This is a genomic window from Nguyenibacter vanlangensis (genome assembly GCF_038719015.1).
Classification (GTDB): domain Bacteria; phylum Pseudomonadota; class Alphaproteobacteria; order Acetobacterales; family Acetobacteraceae; genus Gluconacetobacter; species Gluconacetobacter vanlangensis.
In genome coordinates, this window is the sequence record NZ_CP152276.1 from 411,971 (window position 1) to 432,410 (window position 20,440).

General features: G+C 68.3%; 16 protein-coding genes and 1 tRNA gene. 10 read left to right on the forward strand and 7 right to left on the reverse strand.

Translation table 11 applies throughout. The annotated features are described in order from the left end of the window. Positions 1-138 precede the first annotated feature (138 nt). A tRNA-Cys gene (locus AAC691_RS01965) sits at positions 139-212 on the reverse strand. Positions 213-374: 162 nt separating this feature from the next. Here AAC691_RS01965 and AAC691_RS01970 point away from each other — a divergent pair. The 3 genes from AAC691_RS01970 to msrA all read left to right on the forward strand — a co-directional run bounded on the left by AAC691_RS01970 (position 375) and on the right by msrA (position 4,790). Further along, positions 375-1,055 carry a protein-L-isoaspartate O-methyltransferase gene (locus AAC691_RS01970; protein ID WP_323990980.1) on the forward strand — a complete coding sequence of 227 codons (681 nt, stop codon included), beginning with the start codon at positions 375-377 and terminating at the stop codon, positions 1,053-1,055. Between the two features lie 350 nt (positions 1,056-1,405). Next, positions 1,406-4,099, forward strand: a complete 2,694-nt coding sequence (locus AAC691_RS01975; RefSeq protein ID WP_342628768.1) for a valine--tRNA ligase — start codon at positions 1,406-1,408, stop codon at positions 4,097-4,099. A 121-nt stretch (positions 4,100-4,220) separates the two neighbouring features. Further along, a complete protein-coding gene (msrA, locus tag AAC691_RS01980; RefSeq protein ID WP_342628769.1) occupies positions 4,221-4,790 on the forward strand; it encodes a peptide-methionine (S)-S-oxide reductase MsrA in 570 nt (189 codons plus the stop codon). 57 nt (positions 4,791-4,847) lie between these two features. Here the strand turns inward: msrA and AAC691_RS01985 are convergent, their stop codons facing one another. Genes AAC691_RS01985 through AAC691_RS02005 form a run of 5 tightly spaced genes read right to left on the reverse strand, consistent with a single transcriptional unit; the run spans position 4,848 to position 10,601 of the window. After that, on the reverse strand, positions 4,848-6,248 hold the full coding sequence (locus AAC691_RS01985; protein ID WP_342628771.1) for a nitrate/sulfonate/bicarbonate ABC transporter ATP-binding protein: 1,401 nt from the start codon (positions 6,246-6,248) through the stop codon (positions 4,848-4,850). 10 nt (positions 6,249-6,258) lie between these two features. Next, complete coding sequence (locus tag AAC691_RS01990; protein WP_323990984.1) at positions 6,259-7,980, reverse strand: ABC transporter permease subunit; 1,722 nt, start codon at positions 7,978-7,980, stop codon at positions 6,259-6,261. A gap of 58 nt (positions 7,981-8,038) precedes the next feature. Further along, positions 8,039-8,527 carry a dUTP diphosphatase gene (gene dut, locus AAC691_RS01995; RefSeq protein ID WP_323990985.1) on the reverse strand — a complete coding sequence of 163 codons (489 nt, stop codon included), beginning with the start codon at positions 8,525-8,527 and terminating at the stop codon, positions 8,039-8,041. Further along, positions 8,524-9,804, reverse strand: a complete 1,281-nt coding sequence (coaBC, locus tag AAC691_RS02000) for a bifunctional phosphopantothenoylcysteine decarboxylase/phosphopantothenate--cysteine ligase CoaBC (RefSeq protein WP_342628772.1) — start codon at positions 9,802-9,804, stop codon at positions 8,524-8,526. Before coaBC ends, dut begins: the two co-directional genes overlap by 4 nt. A gap of 2 nt (positions 9,805-9,806) precedes the next feature. Next, on the reverse strand, positions 9,807-10,601 hold the full coding sequence (locus AAC691_RS02005; RefSeq protein ID WP_176640660.1) for a class I SAM-dependent methyltransferase: 795 nt from the start codon (positions 10,599-10,601) through the stop codon (positions 9,807-9,809). Between the two features lie 29 nt (positions 10,602-10,630). Here AAC691_RS02005 and mutM point away from each other — a divergent pair, with 29 nt between their 5' ends. The 7 genes from mutM to AAC691_RS02040 all read left to right on the forward strand — a co-directional run bounded on the left by mutM (position 10,631) and on the right by AAC691_RS02040 (position 19,665). Continuing rightward, positions 10,631-11,524, forward strand: a complete 894-nt coding sequence (mutM, locus tag AAC691_RS02010; protein WP_342628773.1) for a bifunctional DNA-formamidopyrimidine glycosylase/DNA-(apurinic or apyrimidinic site) lyase — start codon at positions 10,631-10,633, stop codon at positions 11,522-11,524. A gap of 94 nt (positions 11,525-11,618) precedes the next feature. Further along, on the forward strand, positions 11,619-11,888 hold the full coding sequence (gene rpsT / locus AAC691_RS02015; protein WP_176640662.1) for a 30S ribosomal protein S20: 270 nt from the start codon (positions 11,619-11,621) through the stop codon (positions 11,886-11,888). A 404-nt stretch (positions 11,889-12,292) separates the two neighbouring features. Beyond that, positions 12,293-13,753, forward strand: a complete 1,461-nt coding sequence (gene dnaA, locus AAC691_RS02020) for a chromosomal replication initiator protein DnaA (protein WP_342628774.1) — start codon at positions 12,293-12,295, stop codon at positions 13,751-13,753. A gap of 194 nt (positions 13,754-13,947) precedes the next feature. Continuing rightward, positions 13,948-15,072: a DNA polymerase III subunit beta gene (gene dnaN / locus AAC691_RS02025; protein ID WP_342628775.1), complete on the forward strand. Its 1,125-nt coding sequence runs from the start codon at positions 13,948-13,950 to the stop codon at positions 15,070-15,072. Positions 15,073-15,095: 23 nt separating this feature from the next. Further along, the gene (gene recF / locus AAC691_RS02030; protein ID WP_342628776.1) at positions 15,096-16,256 is read left to right on the forward strand and encodes a DNA replication/repair protein RecF; all 1,161 of its coding nucleotides are present in this window, start codon (positions 15,096-15,098) and stop codon (positions 16,254-16,256) included. Positions 16,257-16,336: 80 nt separating this feature from the next. Then, positions 16,337-18,769, forward strand: a complete 2,433-nt coding sequence (gyrB, locus tag AAC691_RS02035; protein WP_342630113.1) for a DNA topoisomerase (ATP-hydrolyzing) subunit B — start codon at positions 16,337-16,339, stop codon at positions 18,767-18,769. A 50-nt stretch (positions 18,770-18,819) separates the two neighbouring features. After that, on the forward strand, positions 18,820-19,665 hold the full coding sequence (locus AAC691_RS02040; RefSeq protein WP_342628777.1) for a DUF3108 domain-containing protein: 846 nt from the start codon (positions 18,820-18,822) through the stop codon (positions 19,663-19,665). Between the two features lie 12 nt (positions 19,666-19,677). Here the strand turns inward: AAC691_RS02040 and AAC691_RS02045 are convergent, their stop codons facing one another. After that, positions 19,678-20,358: an HAD-IA family hydrolase gene (locus tag AAC691_RS02045; protein ID WP_342628778.1), complete on the reverse strand. Its 681-nt coding sequence runs from the start codon at positions 20,356-20,358 to the stop codon at positions 19,678-19,680. Between the last annotated feature and the right edge of the window lie 82 nt (positions 20,359-20,440).

Here is a 20,440-nt window from a genome sequence, read left to right on the forward strand (position 1 = left end):
GCCGGACGATTGCCGGTTGCATTCACGTTTTCGCGAATATCGGCGGTACTGGACATGCGCGCGTCCGGTGCCGTTTCCGATCGGAATCACGAAAAGAACGTCGCGAAAAGAAAGATTGAGGCGCCGGCGGGTCATGTCTGGAGGTCCGGGCGGGAATCGAACCCACATTCGCGGATTTGCAGTCCGCTGCATCACCATTCTGCCACCGGACCCGACCGGGCGCGTTGGCTATATCCACTCTCTGACCCGCGCGGTCAAGTCGTTGTGTGCGCAGGGCATGCTAGGCAGTTCGGCCCCAAGGACATAAAACAGGACGACATGAATCGGGCGGACATAAAATTGTGTGGCCGGGAACTCTTTGTGAAGGGAGCATCATGAACCAGTCCGCGCTTGGAGCCACCGCACTCGATTATGATGCCGCGCGGCAGCGGATGGTGGACGCGCAGATCCGCCCGGTGCAGATCAACGATCCCCGGGTCATCGCCGCGATGCGCGCCCTGCCGCGCGAACGCTGCGTGCCCCCGGCCCTGAAACCTTTCGCCTATGCCGATCAGAGCCTGGATCTGGGCAATGGCCGCGTGCTGACCGAGCCGCGCATCATCGGGCGCATGGTCCAGATCGCACAGCCCGAATCCGGCCGGCGCGCGCTGGTGGTGGCCGCCGGCACCGGCTACGCCGCCGCCCTGCTGGCGCGCCTGGGGCTGCGGGTGGTGGCCCTCGAATCGAATACGGCCCTCGGCGCGATCGGCAAGGCGTTTTGCGCAACCGAGGCCCCGGAGATCGTCTGGCGCGGGGGGGCGCTGGCCGAAGGCGACAGCGCGGACGCCCCGTTCGACCTGATCCTGATCGACGGCGCGGTGCGTGAGATCCCGCCGGCGCTGGCCGGCCAACTGGCCGAAGGCGGGCGGATCGTCTGCGTCCTTTCGCCGGCGGACGGGGTCGCCACCGCCTGCGTTGCCGAGCGTACGCCGCAGGGCCTCGCGGTGCGCCCGGTCTTCGACGTCGCCCTGCCGATGCTGCCGGAACTCGAGCCCGCGCCGGCCTTCGCCTTCTGACCGCGGCGTTCCATTCAGGCCGAATTTGGGTATAAGCGGCGGACCGGGCCCGGTCCGCCGTGCTTTTTTGGGCCGCCTATTCTCTAGTGTCCTGCCCGAGAAATTCTTATGAGAATTTCTCGGACCAGCAGGCCACTAAAATATTGATTCTAGTGTCCTTTCGATTCTGAAATTCGCTTGCGAATTTCGGAATCGGGACACTAGAGCGTCATACGACCGGATGGACCCATCCGGTCGGATAAAGATGCTCGTTAAAATAATGAGCTAGAGCTATATCCGTGAACCAGTGTGAATGGATATGGCTCTAGCTCCGCCCGTTTCTTGTCCATATGTCAGGTCTGGCTTTTGCGATGCTGAACAAGTCTTTCTCGCCCGGCGAGATCGAACCCGCCCTTTATGCCGAATGGGAACGCAACGGCGCCTTCGCCGCCGCGCCGGACAGCAACGCGCAGCCTTATGCGATCATGATCCCGCCGCCCAATGTTACCGGCACGCTGCATATGGGCCACGCGCTGACCATGACGTTGCAGGACACGCTGATCCGCTGGCGGCGCATGCAGGGGCGCGACGCGCTGTGGCAGCCCGGCACGGACCATGCCGGCATCGCGACCCAGATGGTGGTCGAACGCGCCCTGCAGCAGGAAGGCACCACCCGCCAGGCCCTGGGGCGTGAGGCGTTCGAGCAGCGCGTCTGGCAGTGGAAGGCCGAATCGGGCGGCACCATCACCACCCAGTTGCGCCGCCTCGGCGCCTCGCTGGACTGGCCGCGCGAGCGTTTCACGATGGATGAGGGCCTGTCGCGCGCGGTGCGCGAGGTCTTCGTGACCCTCTACCGCCAGGGGCTGATCTATCGCGACCGGCGCCTGGTGAACTGGGACCCGGCGTTCCGTTCCGCGATTTCCGACCTCGAGGTCGATAACCGCGAGGTCCAGGGCAGCCTGTGGTATATCCGCTATCCCGTCGAAGGGCTTGAAGGGCGCAGCATCACCGTGGCCACCACCCGGCCCGAGACCATGCTGGGCGACATGGCGGTCGCGGTTCATCCCGACGATTCGCGCTATGGCGACCTGGTCGGCCGGTCGGTGATCCTGCCGCTGACGGGGCGGCGCATCCCCATCGTCGCCGACCCCCATTCCGATCCCGAGAAAGGCAGCGGCGCGGTCAAGATCACGCCCGCGCACGATTTCAATGATTTCGAGGTCGGACGCCGGCACGGTCTGGCGATGCCCAGTGTCCTGGACGAGGATGCGCGCGTCACCCTGGCCGAAATTTCCGACGATCTGCGGACCGAGGACGGACTGGCCGACCCGGCCTTCGTGCGCGGGCTGGAGGGGCTGCAGCGCGACGAGGCCCGCAAGGCGATCGTCGCCGAACTGGACCGGCTGGGCTGGCTGGAGAAGATCGAGCCGCACCGCAACCAGGTGCCGCACGCCGAACGCAGCGGCGCCGTGGTCGAACCGCGCCTGACCACCCAATGGTATTGCGACGCCGCTGCCCTGGCCGGGCCCGCGATCGCGGCGGTCGAAACCGGGCAGGTCCGCTTCGTGCCCCAGCAATGGGAAAACACGTTCTTCGCCTGGATGCGCGGTATCCAGCCCTGGTGCATCAGCCGCCAGCTCTGGTGGGGCCATCGCATTCCCGCCTGGTACGGCCCCGACGGCCATGTCTTCGTCGCGCAGGACGAGGATGAGGCCCAGGCCCAGGCGCTGGCCCATTACGGACGCACCGAAGCCCTGGCGCGGGACGAGGACGTGCTGGATACCTGGTTCTCCTCGGCGCTGTGGCCCTTCTCGACCCTCGGCTGGCCCGACGAAACGGCGGACCTGGCGCGCTACTATCCGACCGACGTGCTGGTGACCGGCTTCGACATCATCTTCTTCTGGGTGGCCCGGATGATGATGATGGGCCTGCATTTCATGAAGGACGTGCCGTTCCGCACCGTCTTCATCCACGGCCTGGTCCGTGACGAGCGCGGCCAGAAAATGTCCAAGAGCAAGGGCAACGGCATCGACCCGCTCGAAATGATCGAGCAGTACGGCGCCGATGCCATGCGCTTTACCGTCTGCGCCCTCACGGGCCTGGGGCGGGACGTGAAGCTGGGGCAGAAACGGATCGAGGAACATCGTTCCTTCGTCACCAAGATCTGGAATGCCGCGCGTTTCTGCGAAATGAACGGCGTAGCCCCGGTCGCCGGCTTTCGTCCCGAAAGCGTCGCCTCGCCGCTGGGACGCTGGATCCTGGACGAGGCCGCCCGCGCGGTGGCCGACGCCGACGCCGCGCTGGAATCCTTCCGCTTCGACGAATATGCGGCGTCCTGCTACCGCTTCGTCTGGAACTGCTTCTGCGACTGGTTCCTGGAATTCGCCAAGCCGGTCTTCACCGGCGACGATGCGGCCCAGGCTGCGGAAATCCGCGCCGTGACGGCGCATGTGCTGGGGCTCGTCCTGCGGCTTCTGCAGCCGGTCATGCCCTTCGTCACCGATGATCTATGGGCGCATTTCGGGTTCGGCCCGACCGGCAGCCTGATGACCGCCGTCTGGCCCGATGCCGCGCGGCCCGCCGGCGGGGCCGATGCCGCGGCCGAAATGGACTGGCTGATCCGCTTCATCTCGGCCATCCGCACCGTGCGGGCCGAAATGAACGTGCCCCCGTCGCGTCTCGCCCCCGTGCTGCTGCGCGACGCACGGCCCGAGACGGTGGCCCGCGCGACCCGCTGGGCCGAGGCGATCGGCCGCATGGCCCGCGTATCCGACGTCGCGGTCCTGGACGGCGACATGCCGCAGGGGGCGGCTCAGCTCGTGGTCGACGAGGCGACGCTGGTCATGCCGCTGGCCGGCGTCATCGACCTGACGCAGGAACGCCAGCGCCTGGAGAAGGAGCGCAGCAAGATGGAAGACGAGATCGCGAAGGTCGAGCGCAAGCTGAGCAACGCCGATTTCATCGCTCGTGCCAAGCCCGAGATCGTCGAGGAAAATCGCGACCGCCTGGCCCAATGGCAGGGCGAACGCGACCGCCTGGCCGCCGCCCTGGCGCGCCTGGCCTGACCCGGTCGCGTCGCGAAGCTGTCGCAGGCTCGTCACCATCACGTCTCTTTCAATCCGGTGGCGGCCCTCACATCTTGTAGACGAGGCGCGCCCGTCCGCGGCGCGGGAAGGAGCTGGAACGATGGATGAAGCGACGCGCATGCCGCCCGGCCAGGACGTCGCCTACCTGGGCGGCGGCTGTTTCTGGTGCACCGAGGCGATGCTGAAGGAACTCCGGGGCATCCTCGGCGTGGTTCCGGGCTATGCCGGGGGCACCCTGGCCGACCCGACCTATGAACAGGTCTGCAGCGGCCGCACCGGCCATGCCGAGGTCGTGCGCGTCGCATTCGACCCCGCGATCCTGTCCTACGCCGACCTGCTGCGGATTTTCTTCACGATCCACGATCCCACGACCCCGGACCGCCAGGGGGCGGACATAGGCCCGCAATATCGCTCGGTGATCTTCACCGCCACGCCCGAACAGGCGCGGACCGCCCGCGCGGTGCGCGACCAGGTCGCGGCCGAACGGCTGTGGCCCGATCCGATCGTGACCGAAATCCAGCCCCTGGACCGGTTCTACGAGGCAGAATCCTATCATCACGATTATTTCGCCAAGCACCCGGAACGGGGCTATTGCGCCGCGGTGATCGCGCCCAAGGTGGCGAAGCTGCGCCGGACCTACATGTCCCGCCTGGCGCGGGCGCAGGGCTGACCGGGGTAGGCGCCGGGGGCGAATCGCGTCATCCCCGGCGCCGTCCGGGGTGACGTTTCACGCGATCTCGTCATCCAGGAACAACTGGTCCGCTTCCTCGTCATAATCGAACAATTCCGCATAGCGTCCCCAGCCGATCAGCGTCTGCAGGGTCTGCTTGGCGTAGTCGGGCGACATGCTGTCTTCCAACTCGCCGCGGAAGCGCTCGGCGCTGGCCCGGTGGTTCGGCCGCTCGTCCAGCACGGCGCGGATGGTGCGTACCATGGGCACGTTATGCAGCAGGCTGTGCCACAGGATCTGCCGCCGCTCGTCATGCGTGCTCTGGACGAAGCGCGCGCCCTCGGACGTCAGCAGGATGTCGCCGTCCTCAAGTTCCGCGAATTCAAGCAATTGCAGGGATTCGCCCAGGGGAAACAGGTCGTCCAGCTCCAGTTGCAGGCGCGACGCCAGAAGCGGCAGGTCGGCGCGCCCGTTCAGCGGATCGGCCGCCAGCGTCTCCATCATGCCGACCATCGCGTTCATCGGCAGGGACGGCAGCGCGACCTGGACCGGCGCGGCGGGCTGCGGCTCCTCGCTGGCCCGCAATTCGACCTCGGACACGATGGGCGCGCGGCGCGTCATCAAGGCATAGATCCGGTCGACCACCTGGCGGAAGGCAGGGTCTTCGCGGTTGCGCGGATGCGCAAAGGGTATGCTCACCTCATGCGCGACCCGGCCGGGATTGGATGAAAAGACCAGGATGCGGTCGCACATCAGCACCGCTTCCTCGATGCTGTGGGTGACCAGCATCAGCGACTTGACCGGCAGCTTGCCCTCGGCCCACAGCTCGATCAGGTCGGTGCGCAGATTTTCCGCCGTCAGCACGTCCAGCGCCGAGAACGGCTCGTCCATCAGCAGCAGGTCGGGTTGCACCACCAGCGCGCGCGCCAGCCCCACGCGCTGGCGCATGCCGCCCGACAATTCCTTGGGATAGGCGTTTTCATAGCCGCTCAGCCCGATCAGGTCGATCGCCGCTTCCCCCAGCCGGTCGCGCTCGGCCGGCGGAACGCCCTTGGCCTCCAGTCCCAGTTCGACATTCTTCTGCACCGTCAGCCAGGGAAACAGCGCGAAGGACTGGAAGACCATGGCGATCCCCGGCACCGGGCCGACGACCGGCCGGCCCTTCCACAGCACCTGGCCGGCGCTGGGCGGCAGCAGCCCGGCGATGATGCGCAGCAGCGTCGACTTGCCCGACCCGGACCGTCCCAGCAACCCGACGATCTCGCCCGACCGCAGGGTCAGGTTCACGTCGTCCAGCACCACCAGGTCGGCGGCGGCACCTTTGTGATAGGCCTGGCGGCAGTCGGTGATGCGGACCAGTTCCTCGCGCGCTGGGGCGGGCGAAGCTGCCGTGGACGGGGGTGCCGCGGATGGGGGCGCGGCGGAGCCTGCGGTCGGACTGGACGGGGGCGTGGTCATGGGCGCGGGCTCAACTGAAAGTGAAGTGACGGCGCGCATAGTCGGCGAGGGGACGCCACACCGCGCGGTTGAACAGCAGGACGAACGCCGCCATGACCGTCATGCCCAGCCCGACCTGGGCGGTGTTGCCGGCCGCGGTGGCGTGGGCGATATAGGCGCCCAGCCCGTGGGCGCTCAGCCTGACGTCGCCCCAACTGGCGACCTCGGCCGCGATCGCGGCGTTCCATGCCCCGCCCGACGCCGTGATCGCCCCGGTGATGTAATGGGGCACGATCCCCGGCAGGATGACCCGCAGCCACCACAGACGCCCGCCGACCTGCAGGCTGCGCGCGACCTCCAGCAGGTCCGCCGGATAGGACGCGGCGCCGGCCACGACGTTGAACAGGATATACCATTGCGTGCCCAGGACCATCAGCGGCGTCAGCCACACGTCGCTGCTGGCATGGAAATGGACGATCAGCAGGACGAAGACCGGAAAGAACAGATTGGCTGGAAAGGCCGCCATGAACTGCGCCACGAACTGGGTGCGCCGGGCACGTACCGGGTCCAGTCCCAGCCAGATCCCCACCGGCACCCAGATCAGCGATGCCAGCAGGACCATGGCCAGCACCCGCGCCAGGGTCAGCGTGCCCAGCGCGACGACATGCATCAGGTCGGCCGCGCTGAAGGTCGCCCTGGCATAGGACCAGACCTGCCACACCGCCAGGGCCGACAGCACGGACAGCAGGGCGATCCATAGCGCGTCATGGACCCGGTCGGGAATGCGCGGCGCGGGCCGCGCATCGGACGGGCGCCGGCCCAGTTTCAGCCCGCCGATCGCGGTCAGCCCGTCGCCGATCGCATCCGTGACCCGGCGCAGCAGGGCGGTGCGGCGCAGCAGCACCAGCATCCACGGATCGGACGAAGACGGCGACGCGATGGTCGCGAAACGCGCCGACCAGGCGACCAGCGGGCGGAAGACCAACTGGTCGTAGGCCAGGATCACCACCAGCATGGTCACGATGGCATAGAAGATCGCCCACAGGTCGCGCTGCGCGATCGCCGTGCCGACATAGGACCCGATGCCGGGCAGCAGCACATTGGTGTTCCCCACCGTGATCGTCTCGGAATAGACGACCATGAACCAGCCGCCGGACATGGAAATCATCGCGTTCCACACCAGGCCCGGCACCGCGAACGGAACCTCCAGCCGCCAGAATTTCTGCCACGCGGTCAGGTTGAAGCTGCGCGCGACCTCCTCCAGGTCCGGGGGGACGGTCCGCAGCGACTGATACATGCTGAAGGCCATGTTCCACGCCTGGCTGGTGAAGATCGTAAAGATCGCCGCCAGTTCCGCCCCCAGCACCCGCCCGGGGAACAGCCCCATGAAGAACACGACGGTAAAGGTCAGGAATCCCAGGATCGGCACGGATTGCAGCACGTCCAGGACCGGCACCAGGATCAGCCCCGCGCGCCGGCTCTTCGCCGCCCAGACCGCATAGGTAAAGGTGAACAGCAGCGACGCGGCCAGTGCTGCGAACATGCGCAGCGCGGTGCGGATCGCATAGCCCGGCAGCCAGGACGGCTCCAGGTGGATGCCGGCGGCATTCGGCGCCGACAGCGGCGCCAGCATGTGGCGTCCCGTGGCGGCCAGCGCCACCGCCAGCCCCAGCATGCACAGCAGGGCCGCCAGGTCGAACAGGTTGGGCCGGGCCGGATGGGCCGAGGGGGCCGGAAGCGAACGCGCCGTCATGAACCTCTTTCCTGTCATGCCCCTTTCCGCCGCGCCCCGCGCGGCCGGGGCCGGCCGGTCAGGCGGCGCCCGAACGGCCCGGGCCGGAACCGCCGAAGCCGGTACTGCCGAAGCCGCCGGCGGCGCGGGCGGTTTCGTCCAGCGTCTCGACCTCCCGCCAGCCGGCGCGCACGACGGGGGCCAGCACCCCCTGCGCGATCCGCATGCCGCGTTCGATCGTCAGCGGCGCCTCGCCGGTATTCAGCAGGATGATCCCGATCTCGCCGCGATAATCCTCGTCGATCGTGCCCGGCGCGTTCGGCAGGGTAATGCCGTGCTTCAGGGCCAGGCCCGAACGCGGACGGATCTGCAGCTCGTATCCCGGCGGCAGGGCGATGCACAGGCCGGTGGGCACCAGCATCCGCGCCCCCGGCGCCAGCACGACCGGCGCGCCGATCGCGGCCAGCAGGTCCATGCCGGCCGCGCCCTCGGTGGCATAGGCCGGCAGCGCGAGATCGGCGGCATGGGGCAGGCGGCGGACGGCGACGGGAATGGTGGGGGCGGTCATGCGGGGCTCCGGTCGGACGAAAAATATTGGGCGATCCGCAGGGCCAGGTGCCTGCCCACGGCCTGCTTGTCCAGGCGCGGCCAGCGTTCGGCGCCGTCGCGGGTGATCAGGACGATTTCATTCTCCGTCCCGCCCATGATCCCGGTTTCCGGCCGCACGTCGTTGGCGACGACCCAGTCGCAGCCCTTGGCCGCGCGCTTCGCGGCGGCATGGCGTTCGACGTCGTGCGTCTCGGCGGCAAACCCCACCACCAGGGCCGGACGATCGGGCCCCGGCGCGGACAGGCGCGCCAGGATGTCGGGATTGGGCAGCAGGGTCAGCACCGGCGGCGGGCTGCCGGCCGCTTTCTTCATCTTGCGCTCGGACCGCTGCGCGACGTGCCAGTCGGCGACCGCGGCGGCACAGATCGCGGCGTCGCAGGGCAGGGCGGCATCACAGGCGGCCAGCATCTGGGCAGCGGTCTCCACGCGGGTGACAGCGACTCCGGCCGGCGGCGGCAGGTCGACCGGTCCGCTGACCAGCGTGACCCGCGCGCCGCATTCGGCCAGCGCGGCCGCGATGGCGTATCCCTGCCGGCCCGAGGACCGGTTGGCCAGATAGCGCACCGGGTCGATCGGCTCATGCGTCGGGCCGGCCGTGACCAGCACATGCCGCCCGGCCAGCGCGCCGGCCGGCAGGGGCACCCGCCCGGCCGCGGCGAAATGGCCGAAGATCGCCTCGGCGATCGCCGCCGGTTCGGCCAGCCGGCCCGGCCCGGTCTCGTTGCAGGCCATCAGTCCGATCTCCGGCCCCACCACCATGACCCCCCGCGCGCGCAGCGTGGCCAGGTTCGCCTGCGTGGCCGGATGCTCCCACATGCGGACATTCATCGCCGGGGCGATCATCACCGGCTTGTCGGTGGCCAGCAGCACCGTGCTGGCCAGGTCGTCGGCCAGCCCCGCGGCCATGCGCGCCATGATGTCCGCGGTGGCCGGACAGACCACCAGCAGGTCGCCCGAGCGCGACAGCACGATATGCCCCATCTCGCTTTCATCGGTCAGCGAGAACAGGTCGCCGAACACGCGCTCGCCGGTCAGCGCCTGCAGGCTCAGCGGGGTGACGAACTGCGCGCCCGCCGCCGTCAGCACCGTGCGCACGCGCACCCCGCCCGCCGTCAGCAGCCGGACCAGTTCCAGGCTCTTATAGGCCGCGATCCCCCCGCAGACGATCAGCAGGACCGTGCGTCCACCGGTCGGGGGCGGCGTGTCGGTCATCGCCGGGAGCGGCGTGTCCGTCATCGTCAGATGCGCCAGCCGGAATGAATGGCCGCGATCCCGCCCGACAGGTTGCGGACCGACACGCGCTCCAGCCCCGCATCGCGCATCATGCCGGCCAGCGTCTCCTGGTCGGGGAACATGCGGATGCTTTCGGCCAGATATTGATAGCTGTCGCGGTCCCCCGCGATCGCCGCCCCCATGCGCGGCAGCACATGGAACGACCATGCGTCATAGATCGGCGCCAGCGCAGCCACCTGCACGCGCGAGAATTCCAGGCACATGAACTTGCCGCCCGGGCGCAGCACGCGCCGCGCCTCGCGCAGCACGGCGTCCTTGTCCGTGCAGTTGCGCAGGCCGAACGCGATCGAGACGCGATCGACCGACCGGTCCGGCAGGGGAATCGCCTCGGCATCCATGACCGCGAAGCGCAGGCCCGCAATCAGTCCCCGTTCCAGCGCGCGGCCGCGTCCGACCCCCAGCATGCTGGCATTGATGTCGGACAGGATCGCCTGCCCGCCGCCCGCGCGCAGCCAGCCGAAGGAAATATCCCCCGTGCCGCCGGCCAGGTCCAGCAGGGTCAGGTCGGGATGCGCGCCCAGTTCGGTGACGAAGATCTTCTTCCACGCGCGGTGGATGCCCAGCGACATGACGTCGTTCATGATGTCGTACCGGCCCGCGACGCTGTCGAACACGGCGCGGACCAGCGGTTTCTTTTCGGCCGTCGGCACGTTGCGGAAGCCGAAATCGGTCGTGTCGGCCCCGGCGGCGCGGGGGGCGGCATCGTCCGCGAACGGAGAGGGAGCGGTCTTGTCGGTCATGAATCAGGGATATAACCTCAGATCCACCCATGCCGGAACTCCCTGAAGTCGAAACAGTGATGCGCGGGATGCGATCGCATCTCGACGGCAGGCGGATCGCCCAGGTGGCGGTGCGCCGCGCCGACCTGCGCTTTCCCTTTCCCGCCGACCTGGCGGCCCGCCTGCGCGGCGCAAGAATCGTCGAACTGGCGCGGCGGGCGAAATATATCCTGCTGCGGCTGGATAGCGGACAGACCATGCTGCTGCATCTCGGCATGTCGGGCCGGGTGCTGCTGACGCCGCCGGGCGCAGCCAACGGCTTCCAGGACCGTCACGAGCATCTTGCCGTGACGATGGAGGACGGCACCCATTTCGGCCTGGTCGATCCCAGGCGCTTCGGCGCGGTGGACCTGATGCCGACATCGGCCGAGACCACCCATCGCCTGCTGGCGCATCTGGGGCCCGAACCGCTGGGCAACGATTTCTCGCAGCACTGGCTGCACCAGGCGATCGGGCGGCGGCGGACCACGATCAAGGCCGCGCTGCTGGACCAGGGAGTCGTGGCGGGGCTGGGGAACATCTACGTCTCCGAGGCCCTGTACCGCGCCGCGATCCACCCCGCCCGCCTGGCCTGTTCCCTGACCGCGCGCGAGGAAGCGGCCCTGGTGCGGGGGATCCGCGCCGTGCTGCGCGATGCGATCGCCGCCGGCGGGTCGTCCCTGCGCGACTATGTGCAGACGGACGGCACGCTGGGCTATTTCCAGCATGAATGGCGGGTCTATGGCCGGGCGGGCACCGGCTGTCCGGACTGTCCCGGCGCCCCCGTCTGCGGCGGCGTGGTCCGTCTGGAGCAGGCCGGACGGTCCAGCTATTTCTGTCCCATGCGCCAGCGCCCGCCCGACGGAACCGGGCGCGTGGCACATGCGCATGAAGACGTGTCTTGACGGACGATGACCGGTTGGACTAGATCGCCTGCCTGATCCGGATGTCCGCGCACACGGGGCGGACCTCGTAACCTGCTTTGTTGAACTGAGAACGATGGCGAACACTGCTTCCGCGCGCAAGCGCATCCGACAGAACGAGCGCCGCAACGCGCGCAACACGGCACGCGTCTCGCGCATGCGCACCTTCATCAAGAAGGTCGAGGCGGCGATCGCGGCCGGCAACAAGGACGATGCCCAGGCCGCCCTGCGCGCCGCGCAGCCGGAAATGCAGCGCGCGTCGGGCAAGGGCGTCGTGCATGCCAACACGGTCGCGCGCAAGCTGTCCCGCCTGTCCGCGCGGATCAAGGCCATCGCTGCCGCGTAACGGCCTCTCCGGCCTCCGTATTATTTCCCGTCGGGAAAGTAACGGAAAAGAAAATATCATAAGGTCGGGTCACGCGCCGCGGTGCGAGGCCCGGCTTTATTTTATTGTGCAAAGTGTCGATCGGTTTCCCCTGAAACCATAGACTGATCCCACCCTCCGGGTCACGCAATTTTAGCGTCCCGGCCGGGGCAGTTTTCCGTTGCCATCCGCCCGGTCCGTGACTTACTTTCGGCTCCTTCATGTTGTGGCGATGGATCGGCTTCCATGCTCGCGCCTTTTCGGGTGTCGGGCAGGCGGGGTAGTGCGCTCATCGTGCCGGGTGACCGGGGCATGTCGGGGCGGAAAGCAAGGGGGAACACGGTCCGGTCGACGGACGTACAGCCCTCGAAGGGCCGGGAGTGGAAATGTCGGGCGAACTGAGTGGATATGATGCCGTCGCGGAAGCCCGATCGGCCCGGAACGTTCTCGATATCCATTGGTCGCGAATCTGTACCCGGCTGCAGGCCGAGGTCGGCGAGGTCGAGTACCGGACCTGGCTGAAACAGATCACCATCGGTCCGCTCGACGGCGACGAAATCGTCCTCAACCTGCCCACGCGTTTCCTGCGCGACTGGGTGCGCAGCCAGTACGGCGACCGGCTGACCACATTGTGGAACGCCGAATTGCCGGCGATCCGCCGGGTCGAACTGCAGGTCGGCCGTGCCGGCGACGGCGCGGCGGCCGGCGGTGCGGCGATCGATGGCGCCGCTGCCGACGGCGCGTCGGGCAGGGCATCCACGCCGGCATCCGCGCCGTCCATCGTCCCGCCCGCCGAGGACCGCGCGGCCGAAAGCCGCAACGACCTGGCCGCCCCGCTCGACCCACGCTTTACCTTCGACAGTTTCATCGTCGGCAAGCCGAACGAATTCGCCTATGCCTGCGCGCGCCGGGTGGCCGAGCGCCCCTCCAGCCCCGGCTTCAACCCGCTTTTCCTGTATGGTGGGGTCGGCCTGGGCAAGACGCACCTGATGCACGCCATCGGGTCGGAACTGATGCGGGGCGGGGCGGTCTCGGTCGCCTATATGTCGGCCGAGAAATTCATGTACCGCTTCATCGCCGCCATCCGGTCGCAATCGACGATGGAGTTCAAGGAGCAGTTGCGCTCGGTCGACGTGCTGATGATCGACGACCTGCAGTTCCTGATCGGCAAGGACAACACGCAGGAAGAATTCTTCCACACCTTCAACGCGCTGGTCGATGCCGGACGGCAGATCGTGGTGTCGGCCGACAAGTCGCCGTCCGACCTTTCGGGGCTCGAGGACCGGCTGCGCACCCGCCTGGGCTGCGGCATGGTGGCCGACATCCACGCCACGACGTTCGAACTGCGCATCTCGATCCTGGAAGCCAAGGCCGCGGCCTCGGGGGTCGCGGTACCGGCCAAGGTGCTGGAATTCCTGGCGCACAAGATCACGTCGAACGTCCGCGAACTCGAAGGCGCGCTGAACCGCCTGATCGCCCATGCCAACCTGTTCGGCCGGTCCGTGACGCTGGAAGCGACGCAGGACGTGCTGCACGACATCCTCAAGGCGCATGACCGTCGCGTCACGATCGAGGAAATCCAGCGCAAGGTCTCCGAGCACTGGAATATCCGCCTGACGGACATGTCGTCGGCGCGGCGCGCCCGGGCCGTCGCCCGGCCGCGCCAGGTGGCCATGTACCTGGCCAAGCAACTGACCAGCCGGTCCCTGCCGGAAATCGGCCGCAAGTTCGGCAATCGCGACCATACCACGGTGATGCACGCCGTGGCCCGGGTGACCGAACTGATGGAACGCGACACCGCCTTCGCCGAGGATGTCGAACTGCTGCGCCGCATGCTGGAAAGCTGAGGGCGGGCGGCCCGGCGCGCGCCGGGCCTTTCCGCGTGCGGCGCGCGCTGCTAATGTTGCGCGCCGAACATCATGCGCGACCGTCGGACCGCATGCGAGGACCGCGATACACGATCCGCGTCACCCACCGCGCCGCAGACCCGATGGGGATCGCGCCGCGCCAGGACGGTGCCGGGCAAGGAGAGTCTCTACCTATGAAGCTGAAGGCTGACCGCGCGACATTGCTCAAGGCCCTGGCCCATATCCAGAGCGTCGCCGAGAAGCGGAACACGATTCCGATCCTGGCCAACGTCCTGATCAATGTTGCCGACGGTCGCCTGACCCTGACCGCCACCGACATGGAAATCGCGGTGGTCGAGGAAATCGGCGCCGAGACCACGCGCAACGGCGCCGTCACCGCGCCGGCCGCGGTGTTGTATGAGATCGTGCGCAAGCTGCCCGACGGGGTCGCGATCGAACTGGACCATGCCGGCGGCGACGCGCCGCTGGCGCTGCGGGCCGGGCGCTACGCCACCAGCCTGAACGTGCTGGATGTCGACGATTTTCCCTCGATGATGGCGGGCGCCCTGCCGCATCGCTTCAACGTGCCGGCCGTCCTCCTGCGCGGCCTGATCGACCGGACCCGTTTCGCGATCTCGACCGAGGAAACGCGCTATTACCTGAACGGCATCTATCTGCACGTCGCCACCGGCGATGACGGCCCGATGCTGCGCGCCGTCGCGACCGACGGCCATCGCCTGGCCCGCGTCGAAACCGAGGTTCCGCCGGGCGCCGAGGACATCCCGGGCGTGATCGTGCCGCGCAAGACGGTCGCCGAACTGCGCAAGCTGCTGGACGAGGGCTCGGAAGACGTGGCGATCGGCCTGTCCGATACCCGCATCCAGTTCACGGTCGGCACCGTCACCCTGACGTCGAAGCTGATCGACGGGACCTTCCCCGAATATGACCGGGTCATTCCCCGCGGCAACGACAAGATCCTGCGCGTCGGCAAGCGCGATTTCTCCGATGCCGTCGCCCGCGTCGCCGCGATCAGCCAGGAACGCTCGCGCCCCGTCAAATTGTCGCTGGGCCATAACCTGCTGACCCTGTCGGCGGTCAGTCCCGACCAGGGCACCGCGAAGGAAGAACTGGACGACAACAGCGTCACCTATGACGCAGCGCCCCTCGAAATCGGCTTCCAGGCCCGGTACCTGAACGACATCACCGACCAGATCGACCGCGATGTCGAATTCGCCTTCTCGGACAGTTCCGCTCCCACGATCGTGCGGGACGTCGGCAGCCCCTCGGCGCTGTACGTCCTGATGCCGATGCGGGTCTGACCGGGGGCGTTCCGTGCCGCGCCATGGCCCGTCTGGACCGGCTGGCCCTGACCGATTTCAGGAATTACCGGCATCTCGCCTGGCGGCCGGACTCGCCCGTCACGGTCGTGGCGGGCGAGAATGGCAGCGGCAAGACCAACCTGCTCGAAGCCCTGTCGCTCCTGGTCCCGGGGCGCGGGCTGCGCGGGGCGCGCGGGTCCGAGCTGGCGCGTCACGGCACGGCCTTGTGGGGCGTCGCCGCCCGTTTCGCGGCGCCTGGCGGTGCGCTGTCCGACATCGCGACCGGCAGTGACCCCGCGCGGCCCGAACGCCGGGCCTTCCGCCGCGACGGCCAGGCCCTGCGCAATCGCGCCGCCCTGGCCGACGACCTTGCCGCGGTCTGGCTGACCCCGCAGATGGACCGCCTGTTCCAGGACGGGCTGCCCGGGCGGCGGCGCTTTCTCGACCGGCTGGTCCTGGCGCTGGAACCCGGTCACGCCCGCCAGCTTGCGGCCCACGACCAGGCGATGGCCCAGCGCAACCGGCTGCTGGCCGGCGGCCGGGCCGACACGGCCTGGCTGAACGCGCTCGAGGACTCCATGGCGCGCCATGCCGTGGCGGCCTCGGCGGCGCGCCTGGCCCTGGTCGCGCAGATGAACCACGATGCGCTCCCGGCACCCGACGCCTTTCCGGCGGCGCGGATCGACATCCTGTGCCCGATCGCGGACCGGTTGCGCGGCCATCCGGCCCTGGCGGTCGAGGACTGGCTGCGCGGGCGTCTGGCCGCCGAACGCGGGGCGGATGCCGCGCGCGGCGGGGCAGGGGCGGGCGCGCATCGCGCCGACATGGCCCTGTCGGATCGCGCCACCGGCCGCCCCGCGGCCCAGGCCAGCACCGGGCAGCAGAAGGCGCTGCTGCTTGGCGTCGTGCTGGCGCATGCCGCGCTGATCGCCGGCATGCGCGGCGAGGCTCCGATGATCTTGCTGGACGAACCGCTGGTCCATCTGGACGAACGGCGCCGGGCCGCCCTGCTGGACCGCGTGGCCGGCTTCGCGACGACCGTGCTGATGACCGGCACCGACGCCGCGCACTTCGCCCCGTTGCGCGGCAAGGCCGGATTCGTCTCGGTCCAGGATGGGGCGATACGCCCATCGGACGCAATTCGGCCGCCCGATGCTGGTTCACATGACGCGAAGCCTGTATGATCGCCTTCCTCGATCCCGTTCCCAGCCTGGAGCCTCTGCCCGGTATGTCCGATCAATCCAATCCCGTTCACAAATCCGATATGGACATGGCCGGGATCTCATCCGACGATTCGGACTATGACGCCGCTTCGATTTCGGTCCTGAAGGGACTGGACGCCGTCCGCAAGCGGCCGGGCATGTATATCGGCGACACCGATGACGGCTCGGGCCTGCACCATATGGCGTTCGAGATCATCGACAACGCGGTCGACGAGGCCCAGGCCGGCTTCGCCACCGGCTGCACCGTCACGCTGAACGGCGACGGCAGCGTGACGGTGCGCGACAACGGCCGCGGCATCCCGACCGACATGCACATCGAAGAAGGCGTCAGCGCCGCCGAAGTGGTGCTGACCAAGCTGCATGCCGGCGGCAAGTTCAACCAGAATTCCTACAAGGTCTCGGGCGGCCTGCATGGCGTGGGCGCGGCCGTCGTCAACGCGCTGTCGGAATGGATGGAGGTGCGGATCTGGCGCGGCGGGCAGGAGCACATGATCCGCTTCCGTCACGGCGAGCGCGAGGCGCCCCTGGCGATCATCGGCCCGAGTGACGAGCCCCGTGGCACGCAGGTCACCTTCAGGCCCAGCGCCGCGACCTTCACCCGGACCGAATTCGATTTCGCGATCCTCGAACGCCGCATGCGCGAACTGGCGTTCCTGAATTCCGGGCTGCGGATCGAACTGCGCGACGAACGCCACACCCCGGTGCGCGAGGAGATTTTCCATTACGAAGGTGGCCTGTCGGCCTTCGTCGAATGGCTCGATCGCGGCAAGACCTCCATCGTCGATCCGCCGATCACCGGCAGCCTGCAGAACGACGACAACGGCATCAAGGTCGAATTCGCGCTGACCTGGAACGACAGTTTCCATGAAACGATGCTGTGCTTCACCAACAACATCCCGCAGCGCGACGGCGGCGCGCACCTGGCCGGCTTCCGCCAGGCGCTGACGCGGGTGGTCGGCAAATACGCCGAAAGCAACAGCAGCAAGAAGGACAGCCAGGCCCTGGTCGGCGAGGACATGCGCGAAGGCATGACCGCGGTCCTGTCGGTCAAGGTGCCCGATCCGAAATTCTCCTCGCAGACCAAGGACAAGCTGGTCTCCTCCGAAGTCCAGCCCGTGGTACACGCCGCGGCCGCTGACATGATTGCGCACTGGTTTGAAACCCACCCCAAGGAAGCGCGTGCCATCGTCGCCAAGGTGATGGATGCCGCCGCCGCGCGTGAGGCCGCGCGCCGCGCGCGTGAATTGACCCGCCGCAAGGGCGTGCTCGACGTCTCCTCGCTGCCCGGCAAGCTGGCCGACTGCCAGGAGCGTGATCCCGCCCGTTCCGAACTGTTCATCGTCGAGGGGGATTCGGCCGGCGGCACCGCCAAGCAGGGGCGCGACCGGCGATTCCAGGCCATCCTGCCGCTGAAGGGCAAGATCCTGAATGTCGAGCGCGCGCGGTTCGACCGCATGCTGGGCTCGGCCGAGGTCGGCACGCTGATCACCGCGCTGGGCACGGGCATCGGGCGCGGCGACGTCGAAAATGGCGGGTTCTCGGTCGACAAGCTGCGCTATCACCGCGTCGTCATCATGACCGACGCCGACGTCGACGGATCGCATATCCGCACGCTGCTGCTGACCTTCTTCTTCCGCCAGATGCCCGAACTGATCGAACGCGGGCATCTCTATATCGCCCAGCCGCCGCTCTACCGCGCCAAGCGCGGCAATGATGAACGCTATCTGAAGGACGACGCGGCGCTCGAACAGTACCTGCTGGACAAGGCGCTGGCCAATGCCGCCATGCGCTATGCCGACGGGCGGGAGGTGACGGGCGCCGACCTGGCCGCCGACATCACCTTCATCCGCGACGTGACGCGGGCCCTGCAGCGCCTGTCGGTGCGTGCGCCGATCTGGATCCTCGAACAGGCCGCGATCGCAGGCGCGCTGCATTCCGACCTGTCGGTCGTCCAGGGGCGCGTCGCCGGCCTGCAGGCCCGCCTCGACGACGTCTCGCTGCCGAATGAGCGCGGCTGGAAGGTCGTGGCCAGCGCCGACGGGCTGGAACTGGCCCGCTCGGTACGCGGCGTGGGCGAGGTCTATCGCCTGGACCCCGCCACCCTGCGCAGTGCCGAGGTTCGCTGGCTGGCCGAACGAAGCGGGCGGCTGGCGGCCGATTTCGGCGGCAAGGTCGAACTGGCCCTCGACAGCACGATGCGCCCGGCCGACGGTCCGGCTTCGCTCTACGAGCGCATTCTGGCCCAGGGCCGGCGCGGCCTGTCGATCAATCGCTTCAAGGGATTGGGCGAGATGAACGACGCCCAGCTTTGGGAAACCACGCTGGATCCGGCCGTCCGCACCCTGTTGCAGGTCAAGGTCGGCGACGTGGAGAACGCCGCCCAGGTGTTTTCGACCCTGATGGGCGACGTGGTCGAGCCTCGGCGTGATTTCATCGTCGGCAACGCCCTGAAGGTCGCGAATCTCGACGTCTGAAAATCCCCTTTCATGAATCGCATCCCGTCATGAATCGAGGAGAGCATCCGTTGTACCGTCCGCTATGCAAGCTGGCCGCGCTGGGGGCGGCTGTCGGCCTGTCGCTCCTGCCGGGCGCCGCGGCCCTGACACTCTCCGCTTTTACGGCCTCCGCTTTTACGGCCCCCGCCCTGGCCGCCGATTCTCCGCCGCAGATCGACCGGGTCTATGGCGTCTATGTGCACGGGTTTCGGGCACTGACCATCAACGCACGCTATGCCGTCACCAATGACGGCTACGCGGTGCGCTCGACGATCCGCAGCGGCGGATTCCTGAGCATGCTGCTGAGGATGAACTTCACGTCGCAGGCCACCGGACGGTTCGTCCCCGACGGCGTGCAGCCGCTCAGCTATGAAAGTTCGGGCTATACACGCGGCGCAGACCGGCATGTCGTGCTGGATTACAGCGACGGCCGTACCCGGATCGCCCTGCAGACCCCGCCCGAGCCCAGCCGCAATCCCATCCCGGCGAGCGACCTGGCGCCCGCTGTCGACTCGCTCAGCGCCCTGATGCGGCTGCAGCGGGCGGTGCGCGTCCACCATACCTGCGACGGCTCGGCCACCGTGTTCGATGGCGCGCGCCTGCTGCATATGGAATCCCATACGATCGGCCAGCAGGACCTGTCCGAAGACGACCGCCAGCCCTATCACGGCATGGCGCTGCGCTGCGACTTCACGGACCTGCAGATCGCGGGCTTCCGCAAGTCCGATGGCCCGGAATCCCCGGCCCGCAAGCCCGTCATCGGCAGCGTCTGGTTTCAGGACGTGCCGGGCGACGGGCTGACGGCGGTACGCATCGTCATGGAACATCCGCGCCTGGGCCACATGGTGGTGGTGCTGCTGCCCACCACCGCCTGACCCCGGCTCCGCCTACGGGGGCAGCAACCGGGCCGCGATATGGGGCAGTTCGGCCATCGAATCGGCACCGACCGTAGCTCCTGCCTCCATCTCCGGCCGCCCGTAGCCCCAGCGGGCGAAGACCGACCGTACGGCGGCTCCTTCGGCAGCCAGGACGTCGTTATGGTGGTCGCCGACCATGATCGCGCGCGCGGCCTGCCCGCCGGCAAGCCCGATCGTGCCCAGCAGGTGCGCCGGATCCGGCTTGCGGACCGGAAAACTGTCCCCGCCGCCGATCGCGTCGAACCAGTCCTCCAGCTCCAGCGCGGCGACGATCCGCCGGGCGGCCGCCACCGGCTTGTTGGTGCAGACCGCCATCCGCCACCCGGCCGCGCGCAATTGCTCCAGTGCATGAAGGGTGCCGGGGAAGGGGCGGGACAATTCCACCGCGCGAGGCGTGTAGTCGGCCAGATAGCGCGCCGTCGCCTCGTGCATGTCGATACCCTTCGCATCGTCCCCGGCATGGGCCAGCAGGCGGCGCACCAGCGCGGCCACGCCGTCGCCGATCATCGCACGCACCGCCTCGGGTGCGATTCCCGTCAGGCCATAGGATTTCAGCAGCCGATCGGCGCTCGCCGCCAGGTCCGGCAGGCTGTCCAGCAGGGTGCCGTCCATGTCGAAGACGGCGAGACGAGGTGGCGGGCTGCCGGACATGGCGTCTCCTGGCGAGAGCGAGGCGAAGAGGCGGGACGAAACGGCGGGCGAACCGCAGTATTTCGTAAACCTAAGTGATGGT